The organism is Pedobacter sp. T50_32 (assembly GCF_057652195.1).
The window spans coordinates 1,124,956-1,148,869 of sequence record NZ_JBYFBY010000002.1 but is presented as its reverse complement, the minus strand read 5'-3'; the positions used below and the strand labels follow the sequence as shown (position 1 = coordinate 1,148,869).

The 23,914-nt window shown below is 36.7% G+C and carries 26 protein-coding genes; 22 read left to right on the top strand and 4 right to left on the bottom strand.

The window, feature by feature from the left end; all coding sequences use genetic code 11:
- Positions 1-90: 90 nt before the first annotated feature.
- The 14 genes from AC23ME_RS10310 (at position 91) to AC23ME_RS10245 (ending at position 10,289) form a co-directional block, all read left to right on the top strand.
- Positions 91-747 (top strand): hypothetical protein, encoded by a 657-nt coding sequence (locus AC23ME_RS10310; RefSeq protein WP_487727672.1) that lies wholly within the window; start codon positions 91-93, stop codon positions 745-747.
- Between the two features lie 23 nt (positions 748-770).
- Positions 771-1,670, top strand: coding sequence for a hypothetical protein (locus AC23ME_RS10305; RefSeq protein ID WP_487727671.1), 900 nt, complete (start codon positions 771-773; stop codon positions 1,668-1,670).
- Positions 1,671-1,721: 51 nt separating this feature from the next.
- The gene (locus AC23ME_RS10300; RefSeq protein ID WP_487727670.1) at positions 1,722-2,282 is read left to right on the top strand and encodes a hypothetical protein; all 561 of its coding nucleotides are present in this window, start codon (positions 1,722-1,724) and stop codon (positions 2,280-2,282) included.
- A gap of 88 nt (positions 2,283-2,370) precedes the next feature.
- Complete coding sequence (locus tag AC23ME_RS10295) at positions 2,371-3,432, top strand: ankyrin repeat domain-containing protein (protein WP_487727669.1); 1,062 nt, start codon at positions 2,371-2,373, stop codon at positions 3,430-3,432.
- A 23-nt stretch (positions 3,433-3,455) separates the two neighbouring features.
- Entirely contained in the window at positions 3,456-4,661 is a 1,206-nt protein-coding gene (locus AC23ME_RS10290) for an immunity 26/phosphotriesterase HocA family protein (RefSeq protein WP_487727668.1), read from the top strand.
- 32 nt (positions 4,662-4,693) lie between these two features.
- Positions 4,694-5,305: a hypothetical protein gene (locus tag AC23ME_RS10285; protein WP_487727667.1), complete on the top strand. Its 612-nt coding sequence runs from the start codon at positions 4,694-4,696 to the stop codon at positions 5,303-5,305.
- A gap of 50 nt (positions 5,306-5,355) precedes the next feature.
- On the top strand, positions 5,356-5,730 hold the full coding sequence (locus tag AC23ME_RS10280) for an aldehyde dehydrogenase (protein ID WP_487727666.1): 375 nt from the start codon (positions 5,356-5,358) through the stop codon (positions 5,728-5,730).
- Between the two features lie 41 nt (positions 5,731-5,771).
- A complete protein-coding gene (locus AC23ME_RS10275; RefSeq protein ID WP_487727665.1) occupies positions 5,772-6,374 on the top strand; it encodes a hypothetical protein in 603 nt (200 codons plus the stop codon).
- A gap of 265 nt (positions 6,375-6,639) precedes the next feature.
- On the top strand, positions 6,640-7,326 hold the full coding sequence (locus tag AC23ME_RS10270) for a hypothetical protein (protein ID WP_487727664.1): 687 nt from the start codon (positions 6,640-6,642) through the stop codon (positions 7,324-7,326).
- Between the two features lie 13 nt (positions 7,327-7,339).
- The gene (locus AC23ME_RS10265) at positions 7,340-7,921 is read left to right on the top strand and encodes a hypothetical protein (RefSeq protein ID WP_487727663.1); all 582 of its coding nucleotides are present in this window, start codon (positions 7,340-7,342) and stop codon (positions 7,919-7,921) included.
- An 82-nt stretch (positions 7,922-8,003) separates the two neighbouring features.
- On the top strand, positions 8,004-8,438 hold the full coding sequence (locus AC23ME_RS10260) for a hypothetical protein (protein WP_487727662.1): 435 nt from the start codon (positions 8,004-8,006) through the stop codon (positions 8,436-8,438).
- A 60-nt stretch (positions 8,439-8,498) separates the two neighbouring features.
- Positions 8,499-9,230, top strand: a complete 732-nt coding sequence (locus AC23ME_RS10255; protein WP_487727661.1) for a DUF1266 domain-containing protein — start codon at positions 8,499-8,501, stop codon at positions 9,228-9,230.
- Positions 9,231-9,266: 36 nt separating this feature from the next.
- Positions 9,267-9,791: a hypothetical protein gene (locus tag AC23ME_RS10250; RefSeq protein WP_487727660.1), complete on the top strand. Its 525-nt coding sequence runs from the start codon at positions 9,267-9,269 to the stop codon at positions 9,789-9,791.
- A gap of 90 nt (positions 9,792-9,881) precedes the next feature.
- The gene (locus tag AC23ME_RS10245) at positions 9,882-10,289 is read left to right on the top strand and encodes a hypothetical protein (protein ID WP_487727659.1); all 408 of its coding nucleotides are present in this window, start codon (positions 9,882-9,884) and stop codon (positions 10,287-10,289) included.
- A gap of 52 nt (positions 10,290-10,341) precedes the next feature.
- Here the strand turns inward: AC23ME_RS10245 and AC23ME_RS10240 are convergent, their stop codons facing one another.
- The gene (locus AC23ME_RS10240) at positions 10,342-11,043 is read right to left on the bottom strand and encodes a 4'-phosphopantetheinyl transferase family protein (RefSeq protein WP_487727658.1); all 702 of its coding nucleotides are present in this window, start codon (positions 11,041-11,043) and stop codon (positions 10,342-10,344) included.
- A 157-nt stretch (positions 11,044-11,200) separates the two neighbouring features.
- Here AC23ME_RS10240 and AC23ME_RS10235 point away from each other — a divergent pair, with 157 nt between their 5' ends.
- The 8 genes from AC23ME_RS10235 (at position 11,201) to AC23ME_RS10200 (ending at position 21,231) form a co-directional block, all read left to right on the top strand.
- Positions 11,201-11,773 (top strand): RNA polymerase sigma-70 factor, encoded by a 573-nt coding sequence (locus tag AC23ME_RS10235; RefSeq protein WP_487727657.1) that lies wholly within the window; start codon positions 11,201-11,203, stop codon positions 11,771-11,773.
- Between the two features lie 66 nt (positions 11,774-11,839).
- A complete protein-coding gene (locus AC23ME_RS10230) occupies positions 11,840-12,973 on the top strand; it encodes a FecR family protein (RefSeq protein WP_487727656.1) in 1,134 nt (377 codons plus the stop codon).
- Positions 12,974-13,160: 187 nt separating this feature from the next.
- A complete protein-coding gene (locus AC23ME_RS10225; RefSeq protein ID WP_487727655.1) occupies positions 13,161-16,466 on the top strand; it encodes a SusC/RagA family TonB-linked outer membrane protein in 3,306 nt (1,101 codons plus the stop codon).
- 18 nt (positions 16,467-16,484) lie between these two features.
- The gene (locus AC23ME_RS10220) at positions 16,485-17,942 is read left to right on the top strand and encodes a RagB/SusD family nutrient uptake outer membrane protein (RefSeq protein ID WP_487727654.1); all 1,458 of its coding nucleotides are present in this window, start codon (positions 16,485-16,487) and stop codon (positions 17,940-17,942) included.
- A 9-nt stretch (positions 17,943-17,951) separates the two neighbouring features.
- Positions 17,952-19,055 (top strand): metallophosphoesterase, encoded by a 1,104-nt coding sequence (locus AC23ME_RS10215; RefSeq protein WP_487727653.1) that lies wholly within the window; start codon positions 17,952-17,954, stop codon positions 19,053-19,055.
- A 213-nt stretch (positions 19,056-19,268) separates the two neighbouring features.
- Positions 19,269-20,141, top strand: a complete 873-nt coding sequence (gene sucD, locus AC23ME_RS10210) for a succinate--CoA ligase subunit alpha (RefSeq protein ID WP_487727652.1) — start codon at positions 19,269-19,271, stop codon at positions 20,139-20,141.
- 277 nt (positions 20,142-20,418) lie between these two features.
- Positions 20,419-20,598: a hypothetical protein gene (locus AC23ME_RS10205; RefSeq protein ID WP_487727651.1), complete on the top strand. Its 180-nt coding sequence runs from the start codon at positions 20,419-20,421 to the stop codon at positions 20,596-20,598.
- 129 nt (positions 20,599-20,727) lie between these two features.
- Positions 20,728-21,231, top strand: a complete 504-nt coding sequence (locus tag AC23ME_RS10200; protein ID WP_487727650.1) for a methionine-R-sulfoxide reductase — start codon at positions 20,728-20,730, stop codon at positions 21,229-21,231.
- Positions 21,232-21,395: 164 nt separating this feature from the next.
- Here the strand turns inward: AC23ME_RS10200 and AC23ME_RS10195 are convergent, their stop codons facing one another.
- From AC23ME_RS10195 to AC23ME_RS10185, 3 genes are all read right to left on the bottom strand, one after another.
- Complete coding sequence (locus AC23ME_RS10195) at positions 21,396-22,583, bottom strand: MFS transporter (protein WP_487727649.1); 1,188 nt, start codon at positions 22,581-22,583, stop codon at positions 21,396-21,398.
- Between the two features lie 118 nt (positions 22,584-22,701).
- Positions 22,702-22,881, bottom strand: coding sequence for a hypothetical protein (locus AC23ME_RS10190; RefSeq protein ID WP_487727648.1), 180 nt, complete (start codon positions 22,879-22,881; stop codon positions 22,702-22,704).
- 177 nt (positions 22,882-23,058) lie between these two features.
- A complete protein-coding gene (locus tag AC23ME_RS10185; RefSeq protein ID WP_487727647.1) occupies positions 23,059-23,646 on the bottom strand; it encodes an RNA polymerase sigma factor in 588 nt (195 codons plus the stop codon).
- Between the last annotated feature and the right edge of the window lie 268 nt (positions 23,647-23,914).

The following is a 23,914-nucleotide window of genomic DNA, read 5'->3' as shown; positions in this document are numbered from 1 at the left end:
AACACAATTGTTCAACCGAAATTAACGTGCATGCCAACGGAAATTTTCACTTTAATAGGCCTTTTAATAGTCTTTTACATAGCAGTGTTCATGTTTCAGAAACAGAAAAAAGAAAAGATTGCGAATGCTGTAAACAATTTAAATCTCGATGTAGAATTTGCCAACGTAAGTTCATATCACAACGAATTGTTAAATAAAGATTTTGCTATTGTGCGAAAACAATATTTGGGCACTTCGATAGATGCTTTTATCTCTGCAACAACGGATTATAGCTTGAAAGACCAATTAAAAGATACCGCTAAAAATTCTCTAAAAACTTTTGCCACAGCAGGTATGGTAAGATTTCATACGGTAAATACAACAAAATATTTGGTGATTGTTGGCGATGAGCTACACGTGCTAGATACTGATACCGATGGAAAGATTTCGGAGCGTTTTGTGTTTAAGAAAGACAGCCTGCTAACGGCTTCTATCGAAGAATTAGCCCAAAACAAAGATGCCCAACAGAAAACATTCTCATCTATCGGCTTGAAAGACTTGAAGAAGTATGTACTTAAACTAAATGTAGCAGATACAACAATTTCTCTGATTTTTTACGATTATATCTCGGCTGGTGTTGAAGAAAATGCTGGCTTATCGGCACTTTTTATGAGTGATACCAACTCAATTATTCGAAATAAAGTGGTTGGAAAACACTTCGTGAAAATTATGGGCGAGCGTTTTTCGAATTTAAGAGTAACGTTATAGTAGTAAATATATTGAACAAAACTATGCGGATATATTTTAGCAAAAATATAAGCAATACATCAGGTGGTGGTTTAAATGAACCATTTTATCATTTCGGAAGAATTATTTCTGACAAATTTCAAAGTGAAAACATTACGTTTCCATACGGAGAAATTGAAATTTGTTTGGCTTTCTCATCATCAAAAGAGAAAAATCAACAGCGTAAGGAATGGTTCGAAAAGCTACCGCATTACTATCGTGGCAAAACCATGGTAAGGGTTACTTTACCAATGTTGGAGAAAGAAAAAAATCTTACGGATATGCTAGCTGTAATTGATAGTGCTTTTGAAATCATCATCTCTAAAAAGAAAAAAGACGATGGATATGACGCACAGAAACTTAGGGAAGTGTTATCTCAATTGGGAAAAGAGCTGCATGAAGCTGATTTGTGGGAGTTAAGTGCTAAGTATGAAAAACTTATCAAACAAGAAACCATTCAAGAAAACACTCAAGCAAGAACTGCCCGAGAGCAATCGAACCACGAAAAGAAAAAATTGATTTATGACCTGAGGTTTATGTATTACCTGCCAAATATTGATAGGCTCCATTTCTCCCCTCACGATTATGAAATTTGTGGTAGAATATTAGAAAAGCTTCGGGAGAAAAAGTTCCGACTTCCTATTTATACGCATTTGTATGTAATGGTAGCAGAAACTTTCGAAAACGCTTTACTTTATGCTACTAGTCCAACCGAATGGTTTGTTTATGGTGTTGCAGTATTGGAAGATTATGAGAATTTCTCCCGTAAAAAAGAAGTTGAAAAGCAACGTATTGTATTCGATTTGATAAAAGAGGGATTAAACGATATTGCTAAAATTGATAAGTTGGATATGAAGACGCTTGAGGAGACATTGAACGAAGTGGAGCAAGAACTTTTTAAATAAAACCAACAAAAAGTATAAATGTTATTAACGAGACTGGCAAGTTAAACATCAATGAAAAATAATAACAAGCCCGATTTTATAGATGGAATAGTAGGGAGTTTTAAACCACTATTGCTTCTGCTAGTAGGATTATTTTTTGTGGGTAAAACCATTAAAGACGATTATGAAAAGTACCATAGAACCTATGCGCAAGTGCCAATTAATGCAATTCACAAAATAGATATTAAAGAATTTGAGCTGACAGAATTTACAGTTAAAGAGACCGAATTGAAAGGAAGAGAAAGCGGTGGTGTGGAACTTTACGAAAACCAAAATGACAGTATTTCAAAAGCCACCATAATTGTTGATGATATTCCTGACTTTTTAGAGGTATTTCGTGAAAAACATAAAGTAATTGCACAACAGTTTGAAGGGGTGCACCAAGGCTCTAGAAAAGTGGTAAAAGAATACGTTGCAAATAATAGTTTAAGACATACAAATGGTGAGCTAAAGACCATATTTATTCATGAAGAATATTTTAGTTGGAAAACAGCTTGGTGGCTGTATTCGTTGATACTTTTTGGGATACTGTTTTTGCTCATTATCATATTCGCTCGAATTAGAGTTTATTGATTTATAAATAGGCAAATTGAATACATGACAATAAGACGAACTACTTAATAAAAAACTAACGACCAATTTTAGCAAACATAAAAATGCTATGGCAAAGAAAAGAAAAACACTCCCAAAAGATATTGTAGAGATTATAGACAGCAAAGACTTCGATGCATTTAAGAAAGTCTTTGAAACCAGCGAAATTAATGCAAGAGGCGGTTATGGAAAAACGACGGCGCTGAGTATTTACCGCATACCAAACGAGTATGTGCGATGGTTAATAGAAAACGGCGCTGATATGGAGGCGGTTGATACTTACCAGCGTACTGCATTGCACGAGCAAGCTTCTCTACGTGGTGGCGATATCAGTGTTTTTTTAGAGCTTGGTGCCAACATCCACGCGGTGGATACTTATGGTGATACGCCCTTACATTTTGCAAGTGGAAGTGGCTTTAATCCAGAAGCGGTAAAACTTTTAATTGAGCATGGGGCCAATGTTAAAGCACTGAATTCTTACAAACAAGCGCCATTGGAAAGAGCCTTAAGTCGAGCCAATAATATTGATTTGCCAAATTTGGTAGAAGTTGCCGAACTATTACTAGCGGTGGATAATACCATTACGCAAAAAATGAAAGATGCCGTAACACGCAAAGGCGAAGATTTTGAATTTCACAGAGAGAATTTTAACAAAGATTACCTGCAAGAAACCGACGAAGCGCTAAGCAATTTGTACAAAATTTTTGATGTTACGCCAGTTAAACGCAGAATTATGCATGATGGTGTAACGCCAATTGTAGTGAAAGGTACTTGGCAAGAGCAGTACGAAGAATTATGGGAACTGCTCATTCCATCTAACGGAAGCGCTAACACCGTACAAGGCGAAGTGGTGCGTATTTCCGGAAAAGTGAGGGACGAACTCTACCGAAATGGAGGCGGTAATTGGGACGCAGATTTTCGGAAAATGTTGGATGCACTTTTGGTACATTTTTCATCTGGCAATCCGCTAACCAGCGATGAACTTGCCGAAGCGCAGGAAATTGTAAAATATATCCGCAAAAATGCCGATGGCGACGATGATGATATTCACTTTTTGTGCGAATTGGCTACCAGATGGGTGCAAAAAAATCCAAATCCTGTTAAGTTAGAAAAACCAAATTATAGGAGATAAAACGTAAAAAGCAGACTAGACCTATGCAAAATCTAATTTCAAATGATACAAGAACCTTATTGGGTTTAAAACCAATTGCTACCTCATGGCAAACCTTGCAGAAAGCTGGTTTTAGCTATTATCACGAGCATAACATACTTCAAAAAGTAATTTATACTGATGAAAAAAAAGGCATTAAGGTTTACACAGAATTGGATACCGATATAAAATTGGATAATGCATTGGGTATTATATCTTCAAGAGGAAAAGCAAAGCCTCTTAACCTGCGCAATATCGAAAAGGAGAAATCTAAAGCGCCATCATTATCCATTAACCTAAATCAAAAAACACTGTTGGTAAACTGTGGTGTTAAATGGTTGCCAGAATTGTCGTTCTCTGCTGTAGAAACTTTAGACGCAGATGTGCAAGCACAGGTAGAAAGCCTTTATGGAGAAAAACAGTGGAAAGCTAAAGTTGAGCAACTGTTAAAAAATCCAAAAATTCGCCAGAGCTACAAAGATGGCGATGTGATTTGTATCAGGCTAGATGCCGGAAAATACGTTTATGCGCTATTGATAGGCTCTTTTATGAAACTGCGGAAGAAAGACTTTTGGCCATCAAGACAAACCGGACATTTCTTTTCTAGTTTGATGTGCGTACCAATTGTATTGCGAAAATTCAACTTTGTTACCGATAAAAATGACCTCGGCTTAGACGATATTTTAAAGCATGAATTGCTAAACCCAGAAATTATTATGGACGATTTGCTACTAAGAGGTAGCTTCAAAATTGTAGCCCATAAAAAGTTGGTAGAAGATGATATTTTATTCCCAATGCATTATTCGTGCTATGGAAAACACAGCGGTAGTGGGCAGGCAACCGCATTCGGTATGGGTGTTTTTGATAAAGAAAATCGAAAAAATGTAAAGGCTTGGTTAAAAAGTAGGTTGCCTCATTATAAAGAAATTACCATTGTATTTAACTGGGGATTTGGCGCTGTAGAATTGGATGCAAAGCACTTTGTTAACAATGCGGAAAGCGATGACAATTTTGAAGATAGAAATGGTTTAGGAGGAATGGTTGATGGCTTAGATGGCAAAGAAAAACTCATCAACGCATATACCATTTTTAGCAAAGAAAAACTACAAAGCATTTTTAAAACCATGCACATAGATTGCGAACCAGATTTCGATGCCTTTAATAAAAAATATCGAGGTTTAACTAGACAAGAATACCTGAACAATATTTAAAAAATCAATACAAACACCTAAAGAAAAACAACATGATTATTTTTGGAACAAGAACAAAGCTTTTATCTGCAGTAGGCACGCAACACACCTGTGGCCATTGCAACACTGGTAAATTAAATTTGGTATACACAGGTAGTTATTTCCATGTTTTTTGGATACCAATGTTTCCGCTTGGCAAACAAGGCATGACCCAATGCCCGCACTGCAAACAAACTTTAACCGAAAGAGAGCTCGCTCCGCAAAGTCGCAGTTATGTAAACAGTCAGAAAGGAAGCGCCAAAACACCACTCACCTATTTTTCTGGCCTAATAATAATTGGCCTGCTAATTCTCTCTGTGATTTTAATTAATGCCTTCGATAAAACTGGTGGTTACATCCGCAACCCAGAAGTTGGCGATGTTTACCAAGTAAAGGGCTTTGATGCAAACCAATTCGTTTTGTGGAAAGTAACGGCTGTAGAGGGCGATACCGTAATATTTGCAACGCATAAAGCAAATAATCTTAGTCAGGCAGAAATTACCGAAGAAACGGTTTTTGGAAAACTAGACGCAGATTTTACACCAAGTAATTTGAAAATGGCCAAAAGAAATATTAAAAGCATGACCAAAAACAATAAAAACCTGGTGGCAATATTTAGGAAATAGATAACCTAAGCAAAGCTTGATAATATCTTCATCTATTTAAAATAATAAAAATGAGTTACGATTTAACCCTTTGGAAGCGTTCGGCAAGAACCAAAACTGTAATGATTTACGAGTGCTACGACGCAATTTTAGAAGAAACAGACCATACTGCTATGGACTTTTTTGATGAAGATACTTTGTTCGCCGATTTGGAAATTGAATACGGAAAACGACAAACTGGCTATTTTGGCGAAGATGTAGACGATTGCCCATTTCTATTTTCTAGCGGACGTGGAGAATTTGGGAATTGGATTTTGATGCACCTAAATTCTTCAACGCATCAAGAAACGAAAAACAAGATTGTAAGTATTGCATTAAAACACGGAGTTATGGTTTACGACCCTCAACAAAAGGCAGTTTGGGGAAATAGACGACCCAAGAAGTAATAATAAATAACAAACAATAAATAAAACAAAATCTATCAAAAATGAAAAAAGTAAATCTACTAATTAGCGCAATGGCGATGAGTTTCGCTCTAGCTTCTTGCAGTTCAGACAATGTTGTCATCCAAAATGAAGGTGGTGGTAAGGCTGTAAAAGAAATCATTGCTAAAAACTTCGACCCAGAAAAACAGGTACAAGAATTAGAAATTAAGGCTAAAGAAGAGCTGTACGGCGAGTTGGGCGAAATCAAAATTGTTTACTGGGAAGGCGAAAAACAAATGGAGCATGTTTACAGCGTAGAAAAAGGACTTCAAGAGCCTAAAGAGACCTTTGCTTCTGAGCGTAAAATGACTTTCCAGATGCAAAAAACCAAAACAATGGCAGTTAAGGATTTTGATGTGGAGCCAATCCCTCAAAAAGTAGACGAAGCAATAAAATTAATGCCTGAAGAAGCCGCAACCCACAATTTATACGAATATAGTTTTTCGTTTGATAAGGATGGAAAAGCTAAACAGAACTTCAGAATTAACGCGACTAAAAAGGGCGAAGGAAAAAAACAATCGGGCAGAATGGTAACTACAAATTACTACGAGTTTAACTTCAAATTAGATGATGCTGGCAAAGTTACCATCGTAGAAACTCCATAAAATTTACCGTCTTCTTCGCTATGCGTATTTTATCTTTAGTAACTTATTATTTAAGTTTCCTGGTAGCTTTTTATGCCATTTTTTCAATGGTTTTAAAGCTTTCGCACTACGGTTGGCCGTTTCTAAGCCACTGCAAAATTGAATTTTTTGCGGTGGTTTTAGCCATCGTTTTACGGGTAATTTCTAACAAACTAAGACCAAAAATTCCTCGGCGAGAAGACGGTAGAACTGTTACCAAACACTTATAAAAAAATCAATTAAAATTATGTGGATTATAGCCATACCAATCGTTTTTATCGCTCTTTTTATGCTGTACAGTTTTGTAATTGTACCTAAAATGAATGCGAGCTACGAAGCAAAAATGAACAATGCTTCTAACGATTTTGCACAGCAAATAGCTGGTAACGAAACCCAAGTAAAAAAGCAGTTTATTGAAGAGAACGAGCACATTAAGCCCATCGCTCTGCAAATTAACGACCAAGCTATTGTTGCCGTAATTTCTTGTCAGGAGAAACGCGAAGCCAAAGATTTTTTACGCCAGCAGGCGGTAAATATGGCGGGCAAAGCATTGGGTAAATTAACCGGTGTTGGTGTTAAGGAAGTAGATAATACAGAATATTATTACTTGGCATTAACCGATAGCAACCTGCATTATTTGCATTACTCGGAAAGAGGTCAGTGTAAAGAGCAATTATCTTTCGAAAGAAGCAACATGACTAAACTGGAGGTAGGAAAAGTAACATCAGCAGATATGCTAAAAAACAATGCTTACGTAGGCGAAACCGAACGTTTCAGTTTTGAAAGTGGCGATACGCAGTACAAATTTTTCTTTTATGATAAGATGTATGCGCATCCGTTAGCTAAAAAACACAGTTTAGAAGATGTAGCAAAGGTAAATCATCTTTTTGCGAAGCCATTTTTAGAATTTTTCAATCAATATAAAACAAACTAACATAACACAAACTATGAAAACATTTCAACTAGGAGAAGACAGCGAATTTAAAACCGTAGTAATAGCCGACGGTTATTTCTATGCTTCAAAAATTGCAAACGATAACATTGAAAGTATGCAGCAACAGAGTACAAATCAAATTTTAAAGGTTGCTGTAGATGATATCAAAAAAGTAAAGTTCGAAAAAGACGATGAGGATTTGGAGCTTTCTGTGAGGGGTAGTATTAAGGCTTTGTCGTTCCCCTTTCAAAATGCAGCAGACATACCCTCGTTTGTGCAGCCTTTAAAAGAATACCAGCAATTTAATTATTCTGAAAGCCAAATGGGCTTGTTCGAGGCTATTAAAAACCACCTCATTATTCTTGTGGTAGCTTGGGCCTTTGTAGGTTTTGCATATCAAATTTCAACTGGCGATGGTCCAACCTCGGGAAGACGAAAACTAGGTTTCTTAATCCTTATCGTTCGTTTAATTCAAGACAATTTGGGCAACATAGGCTTATATATTGTATTGGCGTTAATTGCTTTGCTGCCAGTTTGGTTTTTGTACGGAAGATTAAAAAACAAGCCAGCCAAAGTAGAAATCACTCATAAATAGTTTCAAGCTAATGATACAAAGTAGTAACCAGCGAAGCGCATTATAATGATTAATGAATTAGCAAAAAAACACAAAAACCATTATGGAAATTATATTTTCAAAACCGCTAGAAAATGGCGAACACCCAGAAACTTTATCGTTTTTATTAAAAGATTTAAAATTGCTTAAACGTAAATTTTTCATTTTGCTAAAACATAGCGCCACCAACGAGACGCAAAAATATTCGTTACGCTATTTTGGCAGGCAAGAAATACCCGAATTGGTACGCTTGTTTAACGAACAAGATTTTGAAGGTATCCTTAAATTAAAAACAGCACAGCCTGGAGAGGTAGGTGCAACTTTAACCAGTCGATACGTATTGTCGGGCAAAATGGTTTGTTTTCAAGTAGCCGTATCGCCACCAGACGATTATGGAAACTACAAAGGTGTAACACCAGTAACTGTTTACATAGACGATGATAGAAAGCAATTTGTGCGCTATGCACAGCTTTTTGACCAGAACATCTCCTATTCTTAACCAGATATAAGTCTAAATGCCACATCTATAAAAAGTTAAACACGTTAAAAATTAAAAAACATGAATTCAAACATCTATTTTATCATCGGCGGGGTTGCCGTTGTTTTTATCATTTACATAATTTTCTTACAAAAAATGATGAAGAAAAAAAAGCAAAGCGAGCTGGAAAACTTCAACATTAATCATTCAGGAAATCCATTAACAGAAGCGCAAAAGCGACTTTTAACGTTTGGTGCAATTCTGTTTTACAATAGAATGGAGAAAATTTTAGGGATAGCGCCAGAAAAACAATTGGCTACATACGCACACGGTTTAAGCCAACAATGGGAAATCTCTAACTCAGCCGAAGCTAAAGAAACGCTAAATGATTTATTGGCACTGCAAAGAAGTACAGAATTTGCACCTTTTATAGAACAGGCAACTGCCGATGTTGCTAAAATTCAGAAGCAAATTGCTAAAGGTTTGGGAATTGAACTCTCTGTAGTAGAGCAAACCCAATCTGCGTATGGCTGGGATATCTGTCGTGCCGTTGCGTTAGCTAAATGGTGCTACTGGTGTGGTTATTTAACAGAAGCAGAAACTTGGGATATAATGAATAAAGCTGCGGTAATTGCAAATCAGCATGGTAAAGATTGGACAGATTATACCGTTTCTTTCCTGTTAGGTAGAACCATACAAGGTTTCGATTTGGATGATTTAATTATCGAAGCAAAACAAATTCTAAGTGGAAAAGGTCCTGCGTTGCGTAAAATAGAAGACACCGATGTTTACATGAGATATTCATTCTCATAGGCAAATCAATTCATTATCATATTAAAACTAACAACAATGGATAATCTGTTATTCTTTCTAAGGGATAAAAATCGATTAAAATTTCTGCTCAAATGCATATTGATTGGTATGCCAGTATTATTCCTTCTAGGTTGGGCCGTGAATTACTTTGAAGATAAGGAAGCGGAAAAAGGTACAGCTAACGACAAAGGTGGGGTAACCTATTTTTACCGAGATGGCACTAGTGGAAAATTACCAGAGCCTGTAGCAAAGCTCATCGAATTGTATCCGAGTAGTAAAATAACTTATATCAGCGTTTCAACCGATAAACAAAATGAGTTAGAAGGGCATATTTATGCCTTTACACCAGATGCGTTAAGCAAAGTACTAGCTTTCTATAAATCAAAAGGGAAACTTATTAAGCTAACTGATAAAAGGTTGGAGATGGAGCAGAATGGGCAAAATATTGTAGTAGAAGAAGAACATGCTTATGAAGACGATGAAATTCAGGGCGAAACAAAATATCGGATAGCTTTTTACAACAAGGCCACCGTTAATAAATGGAAGAGCTATAACCCTTAAGCTATTAGCTTACTTCTTGAACAAAAATGATGGCATAAAATTCGTTTATCAGATTAAGAAATAATTATGCAACAGCAATATACAACCAATATGATAAAATCTTTGTTTGCAGCTGTTATATTGCTTTTGGGTTGGCATTGTACTACAAAGAACAACGCTTTCCCAAAAGCTTCTTTTGCTGGCAAGTGGGAATATCTGCAAGAGCATAACAATCTTGTACTCCTCATCAAATTTGAGCAAGGAAACGATTATGCAACCATTATAGACATCGGTACAGGAGAAGCGCCACCTTATCAATTGAAAGCGAGAATGCTAAACGATAAGCTTGTTATCTTTCCGCAAACTCATGTAAACGATTTATATATTGAAATGACAGTTAAAGAAAATAAACTGTTCTTTAAAGAACAAATTGCCATTTGGGATGAAAATGGAAAAGCATTACCACCAAATAATGAGAGATTTTTAACTCGTATTTATCAAAGGGTTACTTCAAATTAAACATTATCATGTGAAACCTACATAACGGCGTTTCAAAACGTTTTTTAAAGTATTATTCCCAATTCCAGAAAAGCAACTCTTTTTGGTCGAGAGCAGTTGCTATGCTGGCCACGTAGCGCTCTTCTATCATAAAAGTACGCATTTTAAACACCTCTTTATTCCTCTCCAGATACTCGCCCAAACAATCAATTAAATGTAGGTTGTCGCTTACACCTTCGCCGCTAGCCTTTAAAAGCGCCTCTTTTCTGGTCCACATGGTGTAAAAATTGGTAGGGTTAATGTTATTGTCGCCAATAAAATCGATTTCTTTTTTAGAAAATGTGATGTCTAAAATCGATTTAAAATCAAATTCATCATTCAAATATTCTAAATCTATGCCAACTGGCTTTGGACTAATGGCTATCAGTACGTAATCTCCAGTATGGCTAATGTTAAATTCCACACCGTTAACGGTAGGTTTTTTGTGTTCGTGAAATATAAACTCTACTTCATTTGGCGATTTATTTAAGCTCAGCCCAAGAATGGTTCTTAAGCAAACCTTACTAACGGAATACCGCTCTTTGTCTTTTTGTATAAATATCCTACCTGCTTTTTCCTGTTCTCTTTCCGATAAGATTTCGGGAAGCGTTCTTTTAATTCTAGGAAAGTGGTTGTCAACAGAAATCCGGAAAATGTGAGTTTTGTCTGTAGCTAATAACTGCTTGGTGCTGTATGGCTTCCACGCAAAATCATAGCTTAGCAGGGCGTCTATCATTTTTTAGTTAGTCTTTAGGTTTATTGAGTAGCTGATGAGTAAATATCGTTAAATTTTATTCAGATTTAGGATTAATCAATGCTAAATTTCTCAAATACCAATATATTTATTTAACATTGATGACATTTACCTAAAAACACTGCTTGGCAAGTTTGTTATGCCAATATATACTACCGCTACCGATTTTGAATTAACAGACTTAATGAGGTCTGGAGACCATCTCGCATTTGAAGAATTGTACCATCGCTACAAGACCGTGCTTTATTTACACGCAAAGAGAATGCTAGACAATGAAGATGAAACTAAAGACGTGGTGCAAGATGTTTTTACTACACTTTGGTTAAAAAAATCGGAGCTTCTGATTGCGACTTCAGTGAAATCGTATCTATATAGTTCTATAAGAAATAAGGTATTCAACCTGCTGGCGCATCGTAAGTTCGAGGTTAAATACCTTAATTCTCTAAAAGATATAGCTGAAACAGGCACCGCCAATATTGAAGATGCATTTCGAGAAAAGGAGCTGATAAGGATGATTGAGCGAGAAATTGAGCTTCTGCCTTCCAAAATGAGGGAAATATTTGAGATGAGCAGAAAGGAACATTTGTCTCACAAACAAATTGCTGAAAAACTAAATATTTCGGACAAGACAGTAAAAAAGCAGATTGGCAATGCGATAAAGATCATGAGGCCAAAAATCAAAACCATTTTAGCTGTTTTTCTTTATTTGTAATTTTTTCTACTACCAAGGCTTTTGTCAATTGTCTTAGCAAAAAGATGGCGAAAATCTTTGGATAACATGAGCATAAAAGAAGCTGAAAAGCTATTAGAAAAATACAAATTGGGTACGCTTAATCCCGTTGAGAAGCAATTGCTCGACCAATGGTATGTTAAGCTCGCAGCCGAATCAAATCTAAATTTTGAAGAAGAGGAACTCGAAAGAAATTTAGCGCAAGTTTGGAATGACATCACTGCAGTTACAGATCCAAAGCCTAAAAAAACTTTCGTATGGACGCGGCTTGCAATCGCAGGAGTTGTTCTACTGGTTGCTGGCCTGTCGCTATTCCTCTATCGAGTTAAAACAAACGAGATAACGCAGCAAGCACAAGCAGAAAACATTAAACCTGGAGGCAACCGTGCTACATTAACTTTAGCCAATGGAGATGTCATCACGCTAGATAATGCCGCAAATGGTAAATTAGTTGAACAAAGTGGAATTATTGTTACAAAAACAAAAGATGGGCAGCTGATTTACTCTTTAAAAGATAGACAAGGAGCCGAGCCTACATTTAACACTGTTGCGACCCCCAAAGGCGGGCAATATCAAGTTCATCTTCCCGATGGAAGCAAGGTTTGGCTCAATGCAGAATCATCTTTAAAATATCCAACTTTTTTTACTGGAAAGGAACGTAGGGTAACCTTAACTGGGGAAGCCTACTTTGAGGTAGCAAAAACCTTAGAAAATAGAAATATACCATTTGTGGTATTGGCAGATAAGCAGACAGTCACAGTTTTAGGAACTCATTTTAATGTTAATGCTTATAAAGATGAAGACATACATAAAACAACCTTATTAGAAGGTTCGGTGAAAGTAAGCCATCTAATAAAAGACTATGGAAAAACCGTGGTACTTAATCCTGGTGAGCAAAGCAATATTGGTAAGCAGGGATTAAATGTAACTACGGTAAATGCAGAAGAGGCAATAGCCTGGAAAAATGGTGTTTTTTTATTCAAAGATGCTGATATCAAAAATGTGATGAAGTCAATTTCACGGTGGTATGACGTAGAAGTTGAATACGAAGGACAGATGCCAAACAGGCAGTTTTCTGGAGAAATACATCGCAATCTTAATTTGCAACAAGTATTTGAAATTTTGAGTTTCTACAAAGTTCATTTCCGCACGGAAGGTAAAACAATTATAGTAACTCCTTAAAAAATAAATCAGAAACCAACAAACCAATAATTATGATCAAAAACTACTTAAAAATCTAGGTTAGTAGGCATAAAAAATCCGCAGAAGTGTTGGCGCACGACTGCGGAAATGCCGAATTAACCCCAATCCAGATTCTGGAAAAACAATCTTGCGAATTATTAAAGGAATTAACCTAACAAACAAAAGTATGAATTTTAATACGATTACTATTGCCATGTGTAAAGCATGGCTTCCACAAAAACTACTACTAACTATGAAACTGACTACGATTTTGCTTTTTTTAGCATTGTTTAAGGCAAATGCTAGTTTTAGCCAAATTACACTCAAAGAAAAAAATGCACCCTTCGAAAAGGTTTTATCTACAATAAAAAAACAAACTGGTTACGCTTTTTTCTACGACAATAAAGATGTGCGTTCTACAAAAATTACCTTAAGTGTAAGTAATGCTTCCCTCGAAACCGTATTGAAAGAATTTTCTAAGCAGTTACCAATTGATTTTAAGGTAATTGGCAAAACCATTCTATTGAAGAAAAGGGAAGGTGAAGTCCAATCTGAAAGTATTGCTGCAAAAGTAGCGTATGTAGCTACTATAGTAAAGGGAAAAGTATTAGATGATAAAGGCTTACCGGTACCAGGTGTAAATGTGGTTTTAGTTGGCAAAAATTTTAATCAAGCCACCGCTTCTAAAGAAAATGGTGATTTTAGTTTTTCTGTACCTGCGAGCGGCTCATACACCTTGAGTGCCAGTTACATCGGTTTTAATAGATTTACTCAGGTAATAGAGGTAACGGAAAATACTTTCACTAGAAATATCACACTTACCGCATCTACACAAGACCTAGATGAAGTAATGGTGGTAGCTTATGGTAAACAAACAAGGGCATCGTTTACAGGTTCTGCAAAAGAAATAAAAGGTCAGGTAATAAATGGGGCGCCTAGGGCAAGTTTACAAGAAAGCTTACAGGGAAATATTGCAGGTGTTGTTTCTACCAATGGTTCTGGCCAACCTGGTGCAGTGCCAAATGTGCGTATTCGTGGTATTGGTTCTGTAAGTGCGAGTAGCAGCCCTTTATATGTGGTTGATGGAATTCCTATAGACGCTGAACAGGTTTCTGGTTTAAATAGCTACGATGTAGAAAGTGTAACCGTTTTGAAAGATGCAGCAGCCGCATCTATTTATGGCTCAAGAGCTGCTAACGGTGTAGTTTTGGTAACTACAAAAACTGGTAAAGCAGGTAAAACTGTGATTTCTGCTTCTGTACAATCAGGTGTAAATAATATCGTTCAAATTAAGGGTAGCGAACTACTGAATACTTCAGAAATGATAGAGCTACTGAAAGAGGGATGGGTAAATAAAGGTAATGACCCAAATACCTTCGCTGCAGAAATTGCCTCACAGGGTGTAAATCCAAATATTAATACTGATTGGTTTGACTTGTTGACACGCACAGGCAATCATACTCAAGCAGATGTTTCTATAAGCGGTGGTAATGAAAAGACAAAATTCTATATTTCAGGGAGCCATTACGTAGCAAAAGCTCCGGTTTTAGGAAGTGATTTCGATAGAAGTACTGCAAGTATTAAATTAAGTAATCAAGTATCTGAAAAATTTTCTGTTTCTGGCGGTTTACAAGTAAACAATCGTAATAACAATACGCAAGCAGATGGAAGTACGTTTGGTAATCCTGTTAGGATGTATGCATTAACCCAACCATTTTTAAGAGCTTATAATGACGATGGAACTTACGATTTCAGTTATTTCAATAGGTATAATCCAGTTGCGCAGGTTAAAGAGAGCTATACCACCAGAAGGGCTTATGCGTTATTGGGTAATTTCTTAGCTAAATACAATTTTACTAACGATTTGTCGATTGAAAGTCAATCGAATATTAACTTCCTTTACGGAGAAGATTTTGAATATAATAAGTCTGGTGTTGGAACTTCACGTACAGACGGCGGCAGGGCTACGTCGAGCACCGACCGTGCTACAAATTGGGTAAATACGGCTATTCTTCGCTACAACAAAACATTTGGAGATGTTGGCTTGAAAACCTATCTGGGCTATGAAGCGCAAAAAGTAACCGAAACTGGAAATTTTGTTCAGAGACGTAATTTCTTACCAAACACCTACACGTTAGATAATGCGTCAATTTTAATGGATGGAGGGCAGAATGCTACCGCAAACTCCTTAAATTCTGTTTTTTTGAATGCTTCAGCAGATTATCAGTCTAAATATTACTTAAGTGCCTCGTTCCGTAGAGATGGTTCATCTAGGTTTGGTTCCGACAGACGTTTTGGTAATTTCTGGTCGTTAGGTTTGTCATGGAATATCGTAAAAGAAGATTTCATGCAAAACCAAAAAGCTTTTTCAGACCTGCGCCTGCGTACAAGTTACGGTGTAAACGGCAATCAAGATATCGGAAATTTTGCATCGAGAGCGCTTTATACCGCAACAGCCTATGATAATGCCCCAGGTTTAATTTTTTCAAATTATGGTAATAACCTTTTAACCTGGGAGAAAAATAAGCCCTTTAATATTGGTTTAGACTTTGGTATTCTTAGAAATAAATTAACAGGTACTTTCGAATATTATTCGCGAGAAAGTTCTGGTTTACTGCTAAGCCGTCCAATTTCTGCAACCAATGGTTTAACGAGTTACCTAGATAACGTTGGCGCCATCAAAAATAGTGGTCTGGAGCTAGAATTAAATAGCATCAATATTCAGCCAAAAGGCGATGGCTTTGAATGGAGAACAAGTTTTAATATCTCCACAATGAAAAATGAAATCACTGAGTTAAATGCTCCAATTGTAGGTAGTGGTTACAATAAATTTCAGGGCGGAGATTTTTATCAGATCTATTATCCTGGATACGCTGGCGTAGATCCAGCTAATGGAGAGGCATTGTGGTATACCGATGCAACTAAAACCGCTACTACTACAAATTATAGTTTAGCCAAACCTTTTAATCAGGGGAGTGCATTGCCAGATTTTTTTGGAGGTTTAACCAATAGTTTCAGTTATAAAGGCTTTTCACTAAGCTTCCAATTCTATTTTACTTTTGGTAATAAAACCTACGATAATTATGGTGCTAGCGGTACTTCAGATGGCTCTTTAGGTTTTGCGCCAACGGCAAAAATGACACGCTATACCTACGAGAACAGATGGCAAAAACCAGGAGATGTGACATTGCACCCTAAAATTGTTTATTTAGGAACTCAATCAGGTGCTTCTGGACAGCAGTCTACAAGGTTTTTGTACGATGGTGATTACGTGAGGCTTCGCGAGCTAACGCTAGGCTATCAATTGCCCACAAAGTGGATCAAGCACGCAAAACTATCAAGTGCTAACCTTTATTTCAGGGCTAATAACTTATTTACCTACATCAAAGACGATAGAATTAAGTTTGATCCAGAAGTTGGTATAGATGGTTTTGCAGACAAAAACATCCCTGTTTACAGAACAGCTTTATTGGGCCTAGATGTCAAGTTTTAATCTTTAATAGAAATTGAAATGAAAAAAATACATAAAATATTGGGTTTGGTTTTGATTACATTATCATTGGCAGCCTGTAAAAAAGATTTTTTGGAAATTGATCCAGAGCAACAGAAAGCGGTAGATTTAGTAGTTGTAGATTTACCTACCACTAAAGCTGCAATGATGGGTACCTATACTATGTTACAGAGTGCAGCTTATTACGGTCGCAGCATGGTTGTCTTGCCAGATGTAATGTCAGACAATATGTATATCAGTCGTAGAAACTCTGGCAGATATACCACTTATGATTTATATACTACGCTTACCAATGATGGTACAGCTTCTGGAACTTGGAATACTTTGTACCGAGCTATTGTAAATGCAAATATCATTATTGCCAAAGGCGAAAAATTAACAGTGCCTACCAGCGAGCAACCTGAAGTAAGTCATTTAATTGGCGAGGCTTACACCGTTAGGGCATTAGCTCATTTCGACTTGTTGCGACTATACGCATTGCCTTATAACGCTACGGCTGGAGCAACACATCTGGGTGTGCCTGTGCTCACTAAAAGTGGTACGAGTAAAGAAGATATCATTAATCCTAAAAGAAACACCGTAAAAGAAGGCTATACGCAAATAGTTGATGATTTGAAAAAAGCTATTACATTAATGCCGACTACACCGGTTGGATTTACCGCATCTAACAAAGGCCATATAAGTCATTACGCAGCAAAGGCTTTGTTAGCCAGAGTTTATCTATATATGGAAGATTGGGAAAATGCTGAGTTAATGGCTACTGATGTAATAAGCCCAAATAGATATACTTTGTTAACTAATGCAAACTTGGTAAGTGGCTCAACTAACTTCAGAACACAAAATAATAGCGAAGCCATATTTGAAGTAGTTTATAATAGCACTAGTAACCTAGGTACGGACCGTTTAGCTGCATTCCTGTTTCAAGGTTCTAGCTATGGTGACGGTTTAGCAACCGACGATTTGTATAACGGTTATACTGCTACAGACGTAAGAAGAGGTTTTATGACAAGAGGAAGTAGATCGAATGCAGAAAATCCAGCAAATCTTATAACAAAATATAATAACATCAACACTTTCGAAGAAGGGGTAAAAGTAATTCGATTGTCTGAAGTTTACTTGATACGTGCTGAAGCTAGAGCTAAACAAACAGGTAAAGATGCATTGGCTGCAGCCGATCTAGATGTGGTGGCCAAACGTGCTGATGCTTCAAAAGCTACTACAACGGCTACCGGAACTGCTTTACAAACTTTAATTTTAGAAGAAAATCGTAAGGAGTTTGCTTTCGAAGGTCATCGTTTGTTTGATTTAACTCGTCATAAATTGGCGTTTACTAAATATCGTACCGGTGGTCTAACTATTGCAATTCCGGCAAATTCTAATAAAATTGTATTACCAATTCCATTAGCGGAAACAAATGCAAATCCTAATATGGATCAGAATGATGCATACAAACAATAGATAAATTAAATGAGAGTTATAATAGCTGCTTTTTTATTACTGGCATCGCAATTTGCGATGGCCAGTAATTTCACAGGGAATGAAAACGATGGTCCCTACATTACCTATGAAGAGAGTAAAATTGTTGTAAGAAGTATTTTGGTTGATAAAACAACTGGAAAGCGAAAGTTGAGTAAGCAACAATTTTCTGAAAATGAAAAGAAGAACATTCCAGTGAGGATAAGTTTTTCTAATCATCCAGAGTGGGATTTTTCTGTGAAATTGCAGCCTATTAAAAATGAACCTGTTTCGTTTAAACAACCAGAAAAGATATTGGTGCTTTCTGATATAGAAGGCGAATTCGAAGCATTAAGAAAGCTTTTGCTGGCTAACAAGGTCATAGACGAACGTTATAATTGGACTTTCGGAAAGGGACACTTGGTGATTTGTGGGGACTTGTTTGATAGAGGCAGTTATGTAACGGAAACCATTTGGCTACTTTATAAACTAGAGCAAGATGCAAAAGCAAAGGGAGGCTACGTACATACAATTTTAGGTAATCATGATATCATGAACCTTAGTGGCGACCTGCGTTATTTGGAAAAAAAATATTTGCTAAATGCGGAGTTGATGGAGGTGGATTATATGCATTTGTATAGCAGTAGTTCTGAATTGGGACGGTGGCTGCGTAGTAAAAATCTAATTGAAAAAATTGGAGATAACCTTTGCTTGCATGCAGGTGTAGCACCAGAAATCAATAAACTAGGGCTGAGCTTAAAACAAATTAATGATAGTGCCAGACCATTCTACGACAAGGCCAAGAAAAAAGACTTATTTAAGGATGAGAGAATTTGGAAACTCTTCGATGGGACTAGGTCATCTTTGTTTTGGTACAGGGGGTACTTTGTTGAGCCAAAAGCTACCGAAGCAGAAGTAGACGAAACTCTAGCCATCTACAATGTGAAGAGAATTATTGTTGGCCATACTATTATCCCAACTAATGTTGGTTTTTATTATAATGGAAAAGTTTTGGGTGTTGATGTTAACCAGCATAAAGGACAGCATGAAGGTGCCTTTTACGAAGATCAAAAATGGTTTAAAGTTGGGATAAACGGTTTGAAAGTTAAATTGTAGCATTTTTGGCAACACGACTTTTGACGTGTAGAAAATATTTGGTTAGAGATGGTTTTGTGATTAAGACCGACTTACAGTATAAACTAAGCGAAATCATTAAAGCTAAACAAGAGCCGATGATTTGTAAAGAATTGACTAGTTAGTAAATAATATGCTTTTGCAGTTGACATTCCGTTGCATTTAGTTTAAGTTTGCAACAAAAAAATAGATACAATGAGTGTTTTAGTAAATAAAAATTCTAAAGTAATTGTTCAGGGCTTTACTGGTAATGAAGGTACTTACCACGCTGAGCAAATGATAGCTTACGGTACGAACGTTGTTGGTGGAGTAACTCCAGGCAAGGGCGGTCAAGAACATTTAGGCAAACCTGTGTTTAACACGGTTAAAGATGCTGTAGATAAAGCTGGTGCCGATGTGTCTATTATATTTGTACCTCCTGCTTTTGCTGCTGATGCCATTATGGAAGCTGCTGAAGGTGGTATTAAAGTGATTGTTTGTATTACAGAAGGTATCCCTACAAAGGATATGATTGCTGTAAAATCTTATATTGCAGATAAAGATTGCCGTTTAATCGGTCCTAACTGCCCAGGTGTAATTACTGCTGATGAGGCTAAAATTGGTATCATGCCAGGTTTTATCTTCAAAAAAGGTACTGTTGGTGTAGTTTCTAAATCTGGTACTTTAACTTACGAAGCGGTAGACCAAGTAGTGAAAGCTGGTTTGGGTATTACTACGGCTATCGGTATCGGTGGTGACCCAATTATTGGTACACCTACTAAAGAAGCGGTAGAGTTGTTAATGAACGATCCAGAAACTGAAGGTATCATCATGATTGGTGAAATTGGTGGTGGTATGGAAGCTGAAGCTGCTCGTTGGATTAAAGAACACGGTACTAAGCCAGTTGTAGGTTTCATCGCTGGTCAAACTGCGCCTCCGGGACGTAGAATGGGTCACGCTGGTGCTATTGTTGGTGGTGCTGATGATACAGCTGCTGCAAAAATGGCAATTATGCGTGAGTGCGGTATCACGGTAGTAGAAAGTCCAGCTGAGATTGGTGCTGCTATGGCTGCTTTGTTGAAAAAATAGTCTCGACAAAATATATTTTTAGAAAAGCGCCCCGACGTAAAGTCGGGGCGCTTTTTTTGTTAAACGGGTATTTTGTATCTTAGATGAGTTGGTTTAATTGTCAATAGACTATGAAGAAATATTTGTCGCTCATTTTATTAATTTCTCTATTTGTATCTTGTAAAAATCTAAAAAGGATGATATTACTGCCTGCGGTGTTATCAACCCAATACAAAATTTAACTTGGCTAAATCAAAAAGTTAAATTGTTTACTGGCGGGTCTGAATCGAATGGAGTAGTGCTTTATAAGTATAAAGACAACGAAATTATACAGGTTAACCAAGCGGTTTCAAGTAAGGTTTACGATGTTTATAACTGTAATGGACAGGTGATTATGTTCGACGATGCAAATGGATTTGATAGTTACATTGCTAATCGTAAAAAGGTTGCAGTACTTTACGGAACTTGGGAATATTAAACTATAAGGCAGCTTTAAAATCCTTACTTCCACATGAAAATCTAAAAACGTTTATTGGTTATATTTGTATGAGGCGACCGAGAAATCTAAACGTATTGCGCTTACGTATATCAATAAAACAATGATGGTATGAAATTAATAGCCCCTAAAACATTTGTAGCTTTAGCACTGTTAATCGCAACAAGTGTGTCTGCCTGTGCACAGAAGCAGAACGAAGAAAAAAAACAAGCGTCTAACACAGTCTCAAAAACAACGAAAAAAATGGAATGGAATAAATTAACTAAGGAAGAAGAACGTATCATCGTTGGCAAAGGAACAGAATATCCTGGCACTGGTAAATACGATAAGTTTTTCGAAAAAGGTACTTATATCTGCAAAAGATGCAATGCACCCTTATATAAATCGGACAGTAAGTTTGATGCGCACTGTGGCTGGCCAGCTTTTGATGACGAGATTAAAGGTGCTGTAAAACGTATTCCAGATGCTGATGGCTCGCGTACTGAAATAGTTTGCGCTAACTGCGATGCCCACTTGGGCCACGTATTTATAGGTGAGTTTTTAACTGCAAAAAATACGCGTCACTGTGTAAATTCAGTATCGATGAGTTTCGTGCCTGATAAGAAGGAAGAATAGGTGAAGGTATTTAATTAGAAAATCTCGATAAGATTTAAAAAGCGGAATAGACTTACAGTTTACTCCGCTTTTTTATAAGTAGTCGTCAATGACGCATTTTTCAAAATTTAAATGTACTTATATTCCTTATGTGATTTAAGCTAAATAAGCTTCTACAAAAAAATCTAAGCCGCTGCATTATTAAAACTTTGTTCAGCCTTCGTTTTGGCAAATCTCCTAATTAACCAAAAAGCAAAAAACGAACCCGTTAACGCCATTCCAGCACCAACTAGCGATGGATAGTTGTAAGTATAATTGTAAACCAATGGCAAACCGCCAAATAGTGCTCCCAAAGCATTGCCAATATTAAAGCTTGCTTGACTAGCCGATGCTGCAATCATTTCCGAATCTTTAGCTGTTCTAATCATTAACATTTGAATTGGCGCTGCCGAAGCAAATGCAATTGCTGCAGTTAAAAACGTAGTCACTAAAGCCAATACTGGATTGATAGATACGAAGAATACAATGACTAGAATCAAGCACATCGCTAACAAAAGCGACACGCAAGCCTTAGCTGGTGAAAACTTATCGGCTAAGTAGCCGCCAACAAAATTTCCTACTAACATACCAAAGCCAGCAAGCATTAAAATATAGGTAACGCTACTTTCGGCAAAACCGGCCACTTTGGTCATTAATGGATTAATATAACTTATCCAACAAAATAAACCGCCAGTTCCAATAGAAATCATTAAAATGATGATCCAAGCTTCACGTTTAGCAAAAAAGCTCAATTCTGTTTTTAAATTTTTGTTTTTAGGCGCAGGAAGAAACGGAAGCCAATATTTAAGGCTTAGTAAAGTGATGATACCTACCACAGCTACAATAGCAAATGAATATCGCCATGAGTAATTATGACCTACAAAAGTGCCCAGAGGTACACCAAACAAATTGGCGATTGTTAAGCCTGCAAACATTAATGAAACTGCCTGTGCTTCTTTTCCTTTTGGTGCAATGCGACTGGCAACTACAGAGCCTACTCCAAAAAAAGCACCATGAGGCAAGCCCGAAAAAAATCTTGCGATAAATAAGGTAGTGTAGCTTGGTGCAAAAGCAGAGATGGCATTAAAAAGGGTAAATAGACCCATCAGAGAAAGCAATATATACTTAGGCGGATATTTTGCAGCAATGATAGCCAATAATGGTGCGCCAACAACTACACCTAAAGCATAGGCAGAAATCAAATGTCCAGCTTCTGGAATAGTAATGGAAAGATCTTTGGCGATATCTGGCAGCAGGCCCATCATTACAAATTCTGTAATGCCTATGCCGAGACCACCAAGGGTAAGGGGGATTAATTTTTTGTCAATTAACATTCTTAGTGTTTTGTTTACACTAAGCAAAGGTAGCCGAATTTATTTTAGGGTATTGTCAGCGTAGGGTTAATTGTGTCTTAAAATAATAAAAGTCCCGATTTTGTGTCGGGACTTTTACTTAACGCTTTTGAGCGTGCTTTAAAATCTTTGCTATCGTTTCTTCCGAAGGCTCTTTAAATAACTCATCTAACTTAGGTTTGATGGTTTTGTAAAAGTTCTGGTCAGAAGAATCTCCCTGTTCCAAAGCCTTAGATTTTGATAGGTTTTTTAAGTTGGTTTGAGTAAAGGTTTTTGTCATACGCATTTATATCTTTTTGTTTAGATTGTAAACGCTGGCAACACACCTTTATTTTATCACATATTATAGTTAATTCTAATTTTTTTAAAAATTAATATCAATTGTAGGTTAAATATTAGTTTAATTAGTGTTAGTGTAAGTTATACAACATGAATAGTTATTGTAATATTTTTGTGATTATCCTCGGCTAACGCTAACCTCTTTTACATTCATCATTTTACGAAGGTTGCTTAAAGCATAGCGCATACGTCCCAAAGCAGTATTGATACTCACATCGGTAAGCTCAGCAATTTCTTTAAAGCTTAAATCTGCATAGTGGCGCATAATTAACACCTCTTTTTGCTCATCTGGCAAAAACTGTATCATCTTACGCAAATCGGTATGTGTTTGCTCACGCAACATACGTTCTTCCGCACTTTCCTCATGAATTTGGATCAGGTTAAGCACATCTGTGCCATCCGCACTGGTAATGGTAGGTGTACGTTTCTCCTTCCTAAAATAATCGATCACCAAGTTATGCGCAATACGCATCACCCATGGTAAAAACTTACCCTCTTCATTATAACGGCCAGAGCGCAAGGTGTTAATTACTTTGATAAAGGCATCCTGAAAAATATCTTCTGCCAGATATTGATCCTTAACCAATAAATAAATTGAAGTGAAAACTTTGGATTTGTGCCTACGTAAAAGTTCCTCGATTACGCTTTCGTCGCCACCGATATATAACTTCACCAAATCCTGATCACTAACCTGTTGTAACTTCATAGGAGTGTGTTTGATTAAACCCATCTTTATTAAATAATAAACACGTAAATTTTTAATCTATAGCTTTTCTCCTTTTATTTTTTTGTTAGTGAATGATGATTGTTCTTGTGTTACAATTTCAAAAGAAACACTTTTTTGTGATATTCAAAGAATTAAATTGTTAAAAAATGTAAAAACATGAAATAAACAATCGAAAAGTCAATGGTGTATCTAACATAAAAGTTTCAAATCAGCGTCTAAATGCCCAAAATGTAACGTAGGATATTTA

Coding starts and splice junctions, on each gene's coding strand:
- AC23ME_RS10235 (WP_487727657.1), top strand. CDS start 11,201: ATGCCAATATATACTACCGCTACCGATTTTGAATTAACAGACTTAATG.
- AC23ME_RS10255 (WP_487727661.1), top strand. CDS start 8,499: ATGAATTCAAACATCTATTTTATCATCGGCGGGGTTGCCGTTGTTTTT.
- AC23ME_RS10220 (WP_487727654.1), top strand. CDS start 16,485: ATGAAAAAAATACATAAAATATTGGGTTTGGTTTTGATTACATTATCA.
- AC23ME_RS10300 (WP_487727670.1), top strand. CDS start 1,722: ATGAAAAATAATAACAAGCCCGATTTTATAGATGGAATAGTAGGGAGT.
- AC23ME_RS10260 (WP_487727662.1), top strand. CDS start 8,004: ATGGAAATTATATTTTCAAAACCGCTAGAAAATGGCGAACACCCAGAA.
- AC23ME_RS10245 (WP_487727659.1), top strand. CDS start 9,882: ATGATAAAATCTTTGTTTGCAGCTGTTATATTGCTTTTGGGTTGGCAT.
- AC23ME_RS10185 (WP_487727647.1), bottom strand. CDS start 23,646: ATGAAGTTACAACAGGTTAGTGATCAGGATTTGGTGAAGTTATATATC.
- AC23ME_RS10215 (WP_487727653.1), top strand. CDS start 17,952: ATGAGAGTTATAATAGCTGCTTTTTTATTACTGGCATCGCAATTTGCG.
- AC23ME_RS10305 (WP_487727671.1), top strand. CDS start 771: ATGCGGATATATTTTAGCAAAAATATAAGCAATACATCAGGTGGTGGT.
- AC23ME_RS10275 (WP_487727665.1), top strand. CDS start 5,772: ATGAAAAAAGTAAATCTACTAATTAGCGCAATGGCGATGAGTTTCGCT.
- AC23ME_RS10280 (WP_487727666.1), top strand. CDS start 5,356: ATGAGTTACGATTTAACCCTTTGGAAGCGTTCGGCAAGAACCAAAACT.
- AC23ME_RS10250 (WP_487727660.1), top strand. CDS start 9,267: ATGGATAATCTGTTATTCTTTCTAAGGGATAAAAATCGATTAAAATTT.
- AC23ME_RS10265 (WP_487727663.1), top strand. CDS start 7,340: ATGAAAACATTTCAACTAGGAGAAGACAGCGAATTTAAAACCGTAGTA.
- AC23ME_RS10290 (WP_487727668.1), top strand. CDS start 3,456: ATGCAAAATCTAATTTCAAATGATACAAGAACCTTATTGGGTTTAAAA.
- AC23ME_RS10190 (WP_487727648.1), bottom strand. CDS start 22,881: ATGACAAAAACCTTTACTCAAACCAACTTAAAAAACCTATCAAAATCT.
- AC23ME_RS10225 (WP_487727655.1), top strand. CDS start 13,161: ATGAATTTTAATACGATTACTATTGCCATGTGTAAAGCATGGCTTCCA.
- AC23ME_RS10310 (WP_487727672.1), top strand. CDS start 91: ATGTTTCAGAAACAGAAAAAAGAAAAGATTGCGAATGCTGTAAACAAT.
- AC23ME_RS10200 (WP_487727650.1), top strand. CDS start 20,728: ATGAAATTAATAGCCCCTAAAACATTTGTAGCTTTAGCACTGTTAATC.
- AC23ME_RS10270 (WP_487727664.1), top strand. CDS start 6,640: ATGTGGATTATAGCCATACCAATCGTTTTTATCGCTCTTTTTATGCTG.
- AC23ME_RS10195 (WP_487727649.1), bottom strand. CDS start 22,583: ATGTTAATTGACAAAAAATTAATCCCCCTTACCCTTGGTGGTCTCGGC.
- AC23ME_RS10240 (WP_487727658.1), bottom strand. CDS start 11,043: ATGATAGACGCCCTGCTAAGCTATGATTTTGCGTGGAAGCCATACAGC.
- sucD (WP_487727652.1), top strand. CDS start 19,269: ATGAGTGTTTTAGTAAATAAAAATTCTAAAGTAATTGTTCAGGGCTTT.
- AC23ME_RS10295 (WP_487727669.1), top strand. CDS start 2,371: ATGGCAAAGAAAAGAAAAACACTCCCAAAAGATATTGTAGAGATTATA.
- AC23ME_RS10285 (WP_487727667.1), top strand. CDS start 4,694: ATGATTATTTTTGGAACAAGAACAAAGCTTTTATCTGCAGTAGGCACG.
- AC23ME_RS10230 (WP_487727656.1), top strand. CDS start 11,840: ATGAGCATAAAAGAAGCTGAAAAGCTATTAGAAAAATACAAATTGGGT.